Source organism: Streptomyces sp. KR55 (genome assembly GCF_052245645.1).
Classification (GTDB): Bacteria; Actinomycetota; Actinomycetes; order Streptomycetales; family Streptomycetaceae; genus Streptomyces; species Streptomyces flavusporus.
In genome coordinates, this window is the sequence record NZ_JBQQCE010000951.1 from 1 (window position 1) to 1,041 (window position 1,041).

A 1,041-nucleotide genomic window follows, 5' to 3' on the forward strand; every position below is an offset into this window, starting at 1 on the left:
CCGGCCACCAGCGGGAACGCCGCCACCGCTCCTACCCTGCTCGCGTCCTTCCCCGAGAGGGCACCGAGCAAGGGGGTCGAGGCGACCAGCAGTGCCACGGAGATGAGCGCCACGGCGCTCGCCGCGCGCCGTTCGGTGCGCGCGGCGAGCGAGTAGGAGTAGGCGGTGATCACGGCGGGGGCCACGATGAGCGGGCTCAGCAGGAGGCCCAGGAGCGGAGCCAGTACGCCGCTCGCGGTCGTGACCGCCATGGCGGCCAGGGGCGCCCGGTGCCGCACCGGCAGCACCGCGCAGGACACGACGGCGAGGAAGTAGGCGGCGGCGGACGGCGGTGACAGCGTGCGGCCGTCGTCCTGCACCACGCCGCCGAGCAGGCAGAGCGCGAACGCCGTCGTCGTGATCGCCGCCTCCCGCCACCACGTGCTGCGTGCTCGCGGGCCACCGCCACCCGTGTTCGCCATGGCCGGCTCAGCCCCGGCCGACGGGCAGCCGCCGCCCTGCTGCGTCCAACTCGGCTGCGGGGGCCGGGACGTGCTTGCTCAGTGCCTCACCCTCGATATCCACATTCGGCAACACGCGGTTCAGGATACGGGGCAGCCACCAGGCCCGGTGGCCGAGCAGTGCCAGGACCGAGGGGGCGATCGCCATCCGGACGACGAAGGCGTCGAAGGCGACGGCGGCGGCCAGACCGACACCCATCGTCTGGATGGTCGGGCTGCTCATCCCGATGAACCCGGCGAACACACTGATCATGATGATTGCCGCCGCGGCCACCACACGTCCGCTGTGCCGGAACCCGCTGACGATCGCCTCGCCGGAGGAGGCGCCATGGGCGTAGGCCTCCCGCATCCGGGTGAGGAGGAAGACCTCGTAATCCATGGCGAGGCCGAACACGATGCCGATGATGAGAATCGGCATCAGCGACATGACCGGTCCGGTCTGCTCGATGCCGATGAGGTCCGCCGCCCAGCCCCACTGGAAGACGGCGACGAGGACGCCGAAGGCGGCGCCCACCGACAGCAGGAAACCGAGCGCGGCTTT

1 protein-coding gene and 1 pseudogene are annotated in these 1,041 nt (G+C 71.6%); both read right to left on the reverse strand.

Annotation, left to right across the window (positions count from 1 at the left end):
* Positions 1 to 461: pseudogene (locus ACTWQJ_RS51735) on the reverse strand (sensor histidine kinase); the annotation flags it as partial.
* A 7-nt stretch (positions 462 to 468) separates the two neighbouring features.
* On the reverse strand, positions 469 to 1,041 hold a 573-nt coding region (locus ACTWQJ_RS51740), incomplete at its 5' end, for an MMPL family transporter (protein ID WP_443313259.1).